The organism is Rhizobium moroccans (genome assembly GCF_057559155.1).
In genome coordinates this window covers 8,289-14,767 of the sequence record NZ_JBHFJG010000033.1, presented here as the reverse complement: position 1 = coordinate 14,767, position 6,479 = coordinate 8,289, and the positions used below count along the sequence as shown (strand labels likewise).

Here is a 6,479-nt window from a genome sequence, read left to right as displayed (position 1 = left end):
GGCAGATGTTCGAGGCTCGATTTCATATCCCATCGATAGGGCAAAGGCGATTCGCCGTCTACCACCGGAATTCATGGATCCGACGTTATGAAAGAATTGAATATTGATCTATCTGGACTAACGAATAATGCGGTGAGTTCTTAGAGGTTGCTCAGAAAATGAAAAACAACCTGAGCGTTGTGGCACGGCGCCCCAGACCGAGCCTTCTCCATCCTCGGATGGGGCAGGTAAGTTTAGATGGCCGTGTGATTGGCCATCGCGCCTCAGATAAGCACTACTGTCGGGCAGTTATACTTCTGTTCGAGAGTTCGGAATTTTACGCACCGACTGGGCGGTCCCGTTATGAGAACATCTGCAGCCCGTGCTTTTGCACGAGCGACAGGAGCTTAAGCGCAGGCCCGCTCGGCCGTTTAGCCCCCGTTTCCCATTTCTGGACCGTCGACTGGCTCGTGTTCAGATAACGGGCAAACACCGGCTGGCTTACATGGTTGTTCTCGCGGAGCGCCTTGATCTCGTCAGGCGTCAGTTCCTGCGGGATCACAAGGCAATCTTCATCGAAGGTCCGCATCGTTTCCTTGTCGATGGTCCCAGCCGCAAACATGCCTTCGACAGCGCTATGGATCGCCTCGAAGGCATCGCTTTTGAACTTGCGTTTAGTCGCCATGGTCAATCTCCAACAGGGCACCGGTCACGATTTCCGCTTCCAGGTCGGCTTTCGTCTTGCGACGGTAGAGGTCTGCGAGCTTCCGGAACGCTAGAAGTTCGTTATCATCGATGTTCACCCGATCCTTCTTGGCGAAGAGATAGGCGAACACCCAGAACTCTCCGGTCTTTACCAGAACGATTGAACGATGCATGTTGTCGTTGAGCCGCTTCTTGAAGACGCCACCGCCGAGATCGTCGGCTGTCCAAGGCTGATGGATTGCCTTCCGCGCCTTCTTTGCCGCTTTGGTAAACCACGCTGTTTTGAACACTCGTTCTGACATCTACTTTTATAGCACTAAGTGCTATATCCATCATGCAGCCTCCCATACCTGATTCAGAATTCGGGCAGCAAGCGCGGCCTTGTCCTGAGGCAGGAAACGTCCGTAGTGCTGCTGCACCACGTCCGGCGTGTCCTGGATCGCGTAGCTTGCCTGTTCGTAAGATCCGGTTTGCTTGAGGATATGGGTCGCCAGAATATCCCGAAGATTATGCGGGCCGTGCGGCAGCAGGCCTTTGATGGCACCACGACCTGTATACGGGTTATAGATACCGTAGCGCTGGATCACGGTCCGCCAGGCTTCGTAAAACTTGGTGGAATCGTAAGCCGCATCCAGGCTGGTTGTTTTCACTGTTTTGGCGAACAGCGTGCCGGGATCCTTTGCCGGGCCGAGCAACACACTGCGGTGGCGACCAATATAGGCCTCGAGGTATTTGTAGAGATCGAGTAGGTCCGGCAGGATCAACCGGAATGGTTTTTGTCCGAAGAAGGACGAGCCTGAGTTCTTGAAGGCGACCGATGGGATCAGCACCTCCCAGCCGCGCTCGCGATCGCTCCATCGCAGCTCGCCACATTTCATGTCTTCCAGCCGGCGTTCGGAAGTCGGAAAATGGCCACGCGGGCACACGCGAAGCTGGCGGAGGTTCTTCTGCCGTAGCCCTAAGTGCAGCCCGAGCCGAAGCATCAGGAAAGAGCGGACTGCCTCCGCCGCCGATCGTGGATAGCGGTCGTCATCTGGCATACGCTTCAAGATCTCATCGGCGATCTTGCGATATTCCGCAAGAGGGCTGTCGGCTTCGAGGGACGCACATGATGGGTTCGAATGGATCGCGATGGACACGCATGACCCGCTGGATTTCTTTGGAACGATTGGCGGCATGACGGTGAAACGCATCGCAAGCGCCGTGCCAGTCGCGCGCCGCGAACTCGATCTCTTCCGGTGCGATCAATCCTTCGATCGGCCGGACATTTTTCAGAAGCTCCGGGTGCTGGCGGATCCAGCCGACCTCCGCCCGGGTAAGAGCTTGTGCCACCATCAGCATGTCCTCTTCCCATTGGTGTAGAAGCCACGCCGCTGCTCACGCCATTGCAAATACCAGTCCCAGACGCCTGGAAAGATCAGCAGGCCGAATGTCAACTGGCTGAGCGGGATACCGCGGCCTTTGACGATGCCGGCAGGCGAAGCGGCGAGCGCGCCGAACATGAGCCCGAGATGCTCGATCTTCTGCGATGCCGTTTCCTCGCCCCAGACGCCGTTGCGCTGGAAACCAATCGCCGTCAGCGTCGACGTCTTAAAGCGGATCAGGTCCGCCATTTCCATCGCCAGCCGAGGCGGTGCGTCGGCCACGCCGGAAAGCAGGTCCGGATCCTCGATGGAATTCTCCGCGCTGCTACTGGTGCTAGTGGCGAGAAGGGACGACCGGGGAGATAAGGAGCCTCCACCATAGGTGACACCCGGAAAGCGGATGGCATAACGCTGCTTGCTGGCGGCGGCTTGGTAGCGGCGATAATCGGTCGAGCCGGAGATGATGACTCGACGCACCCAGTCGAGTATTTCCTCTCGCTTCGAAAACGGGAGGCTGCCAAAGTTATCGGGCAGGTGCCAAGCCAGTCTTCTCCGCTCGGCGGGGGTGATGTCACCGAGATCATGACCGTGCAGTGATCGCGATTGGTGCGGCAGCTTCTCCTTGAAATATCCTTCCGCGAGTTGGTAGCGTCGCTCGATGCGGGAGAGGATATCGAAACTAGCAATGGACCTTGGTGCACGTTCGCCCTGGATCCACGACAACAGGGTCTTTTCGTCGAAGGTCTCTCCTAGGCGAACGATCGCGCGATAGAGCTGCCAGTAGCTGTCGCCGAACCGGCGCATGTGATAAACGAGGGCGTCCTGGAAGCTTTCAGGATCATCCGTCGCCTCGAATAACGGTTCCGGGAATTCCTGGATCGGTTTTGGTTGTGGACCTCGCTGCGCTGAAGCGGGTTGAACCGTGGTTCCGTCGCTGCTCATCCGTCGCTGCTTGCGCGTGGACGATGTGGTCGACGTTGGCGCGCGCATATCAAATTTTGTCGATTTGGTTTTTGGTGCTGACGGTCGAACGTCGTCCGGGGCCACTGGCGCGCCGAGCCAGCGGATGATGGCGTCGAGGCCGGCGCGGAGTTGCTTTTTCAGCTCCGGTGTCAGGTCGTCTTCGATCCCGCAGGCATCCGCAATGGCCGTCCAGTTGATGCGGCCATTCAGCAAGGGCGGTGACTTGCGATAAATGATTAGGCTTCTCAGGTAGGGCCTTATACTCTCCAAGGCCCGTTTGGATGTGCACGGTGCGATGCGCACATTACAGAATTCCGAGATTTTTCGTTGAAACTGACGTGAGGCAATATCTTGTTTCGGCATGCTAATTTTCCTTCTCGGCCCCAATGCCGAGGGCGAGCCGAAATAGAAGCTCTCGTTTAACAAAGGATGTAACGTCCAGAGCGAACAGGTAGGCAGGTGACCGGATGTCGCAAAGGCCCAGTGAAGCATTCACACGCACAGGCTACCCTTCTGACGGAGCAGTACGCCGTACTAGAACTATTGTGAGCTTCGTGCTACATAAAGGCGAATTCTGTAGCGCGAAGGTCCCATATGCCTACCCCCCATCAGCCATCGGTAGCCGTTAGGCGGGCTTTGCGAAAGCTCGGTGCCGATATCCAGGATGCCCGGCGCCGACGTAAGCTGCCGATGGCAGTGGTGGCAGAGCGAGCCTTTACCTCGCGCTCCACGCTGCAAAAGATCGAGGCGGGCGACACGAATGTCAGCATCGGAATCTATGCGGGCGTTCTCCTAGCGTTAGGGCTACTCGACGGGCTGACCAAGGTTGCTGACATCAGCAACGACAGTGTCGGCCAGGCACTTGCCACTGCCGATCTGCCGAAGCGCGTTCGCCTGAAGTCGGCATCGGGATTGTCTCGCGATGGCTGACTTCGAAGTTCATATCGATCTTGGTGGGGAGACCCGCAGAATTGGTCTTGCGAGGAGCAATCGTATCCGCGGTTCCGAGACCATACTGTTCGAGTATGACGATGCCTGGCTGAAGGATCCTGATCGGTTCTCGTTGGAACCCGCGATTGCATTGACCCGTGGGGCCTTTGCTCCGCCGGCAGGATTGGCAACGTTCGGATCTATCGGCGACTCCGCCCCCGACACCTGGGGACGACGGCTCATGCAACGCGCCGAGCGTCGCAACGCGGAACGCGAGGCGCGAGCTGTTCGCACCCTCGCCGAAAGTGACTACCTGCTGGGGGTTGCCGACGAAACTCGTCTCGGCGCGCTTCGATTCCGGTGGGTCGGGGAGGAGATCTTCCAGGCTCCCATCCAAACTGGCGTCCCGGCCGTCATCGAGCTTGGTCGGCTTCTGCAGATCACCGAGCGCATTTTGCGTGATGAAGAGACAGACGAAGACCTGCAGCTCATTTTCGCTCCCGGTTCGTCATTGGGCGGCGCCCGCCCGAAAGCTTCGGTCATCGATCAGCATGGCCATCTTTCCATTGCTAAGTTTCCGAAAGAGACCGACGAATACAGTATGGAGACCTGGGAGGAGATCGCCCTCCGGCTTGCTGACCAGGCCGGCATCGCCACTCCGCAACACGAGCTCATCGAAGTGGCTGGCAAAGCCGTCATGTTGTCTCGACGCTTCGACCGGAACGGGGCCATCCGCATTCCGTTTCTGTCAGCGATGGCGATGATGGGTGCCAGGGATGGCGAGCGCGGCAGTTATCCCGAAATTGTCGATGCACTCGCGGAGCGCGGAGCGCAAGGGAAGACCGACGCGCACGCTCTCTATCGGCGCGTGGTTTTCAACGTGTTGATCTCCAACGTCGACGATCATCTGCGCAACCACGGATTTCTATGGCTGGGCAGAGCCGGCTGGTCGCTTTCGCCGGCCTACGATCTCAACCCCGTTCCGAGCGATCTTAAGGCACGGGTGCTGACGACCAACATAGATCTGGACGAAGGCACCTGCTCCCTCGATCTATTGCAGGCTGCATCAGAATATTTTGCGCTGACGCTGGCCCAGGCACGAACCATCATCAAGGAGGTTGCAACGGTCACCGCGACTTGGCGTGAGACCGCCAGGGCAGCCGGAGCGCGAAGCAGCGAAATCAATCGTATGGCAAGTGCATTCGAGCATGACGACCTGAAGCGAGCGTCTGCGCTGTAACGAAGACGACGAGCTAGATTTAACCGGGTGTTTTCCAAATGAGTCCACGGCTACCAAAGCTTATTCAAAGAATAAATGATTGATAAAGACGTAACCATCGATAACCGATACTTATCGATGGTTAGGCGTGGCCTAGTGCATCATAAAGAGTGAGGAATGGTAACTCCGAGATAGCATTCCTTTAACAAATCATTTACCACGATTTCAATGGCTTACGATCTCGCGAAAATCAGCACGACAGCCCTGATGCGGCCGGCTTTTGACGCCGGTGTCGCCTTGACCCGTCTCGACGAACGCATTGCTCGCTCACACGTCGGCGCCGGCTTCCTCGAGCGGCAAAATTTCGCCGACGCCTGCGCCTCGTTGTGGATCGACGGCGAACTCGTCCATCTCGAGGACCTCGTCCTCCACGACGCCCTTCGCGATACCCGCACCCCCACCCACGAACTCACCATCGCCCGCGACGTGCTGCGCACCCGCCGACGGATTTCTGGCCAGTTCCCGGATTGGGCACTATCGCCAGAAGGTATTCGCACGCTCCGCCAAACGTCGGAGATCGCCTCGCCCAGCACTGAGGCGGTGGAGCCAGCCCGCGGCATCCGACCCGCGGGGCCGATCGAGGTGGAAGGGGAGGGGGAGAATGTCGATGACGTCGACGATCTCCCCGGCGTCGACCTGGCGGCCATCGATGCGACGCTGGCCCGATCGTCGGCCGCGATCATGGACGCGACACGGCCCGGCCACGCCGGCGGCAGCCGGACATCGGAAAAAGATCCGATGATCTATGATCTCGACTGGGACGAGGATGCCCGACTTGATGAATGGTGCGGCGTGCTGCGCCAGGCCGAAAATCTGCCGGCGGTGCTGCAGGCGATCGTCGCCCTCGATGCCTGGAATTCTTTGCAAGTCCTGCAGCACGCGCCCTGGCTCGGCCGACTGTTTGCCGCTTCCATCCTGCGCCAGGCCGGCGTCACCGCCGGCGCGCATCTCGCGGCCATCAATCTCGGCCTCAAAACCATCCCCGTCGATCGGCGCCGCAGTCGTGATCGCGAGATCCGTTTGCTTGCCATAACCCAAGCCCTTTTGGCAGCCGCCGAGATTGGCATGAAAGAGCATGACCGGCTGACGCTTGCGAAAACAATGTTCGAGCGAAAACTGGACGGACGGCGAACATCGTCGAAATTGCCGGAGCTGGTCGAGCTGGTGATGGCAAAACCATTGGTGTCGGCCGGGATGGTAGCCAAGACGCTGGACGTCACGCCGCAGGCGGCGCGGCGGATCGTTTCGGAGCTGGGCCT

The 6,479-nt window shown here is 58.5% G+C and carries 5 protein-coding genes and 1 pseudogene; 3 read left to right on the top strand and 3 right to left on the bottom strand.

The genetic code is table 11. From position 1 onward, the window contains the following. Positions 1 to 340: 340 nt before the first annotated feature. From ACE04I_RS16730 to ACE04I_RS16720, 3 genes and pseudogenes are all read right to left on the bottom strand, one after another. A complete protein-coding gene (locus ACE04I_RS16730) occupies positions 341 to 664 on the bottom strand; it encodes a helix-turn-helix domain-containing protein (protein ID WP_487207308.1) in 324 nt (107 codons plus the stop codon). After that, positions 654 to 986: a type II toxin-antitoxin system RelE/ParE family toxin gene (locus ACE04I_RS16725; RefSeq protein ID WP_487207307.1), complete on the bottom strand. Its 333-nt coding sequence runs from the start codon at positions 984 to 986 to the stop codon at positions 654 to 656. Before ACE04I_RS16725 ends, ACE04I_RS16730 begins: the two co-directional genes overlap by 11 nt. 30 nt (positions 987 to 1,016) lie before the next feature. After that, a pseudogene (locus ACE04I_RS16720) lies at positions 1,017 to 3,374 on the bottom strand (hypothetical protein). 231 nt (positions 3,375 to 3,605) lie between these two features. Here ACE04I_RS16720 and ACE04I_RS16715 point away from each other — a divergent pair. From ACE04I_RS16715 to ACE04I_RS16705, 3 genes are all read left to right on the top strand, one after another. Further along, positions 3,606 to 3,941, top strand: a complete 336-nt coding sequence (locus ACE04I_RS16715; protein ID WP_046793662.1) for a helix-turn-helix domain-containing protein — start codon at positions 3,606 to 3,608, stop codon at positions 3,939 to 3,941. Then, on the top strand, positions 3,934 to 5,181 hold the full coding sequence (locus ACE04I_RS16710; protein ID WP_487207306.1) for a type II toxin-antitoxin system HipA family toxin: 1,248 nt from the start codon (positions 3,934 to 3,936) through the stop codon (positions 5,179 to 5,181). Before ACE04I_RS16715 ends, ACE04I_RS16710 begins: the two co-directional genes overlap by 8 nt. 207 nt (positions 5,182 to 5,388) lie before the next feature. After that, positions 5,389 to 6,479 (top strand): RHE_PE00001 family protein (locus ACE04I_RS16705; RefSeq protein ID WP_487207305.1); only part of this gene is annotated, 1,091 nt, incomplete at its 3' end.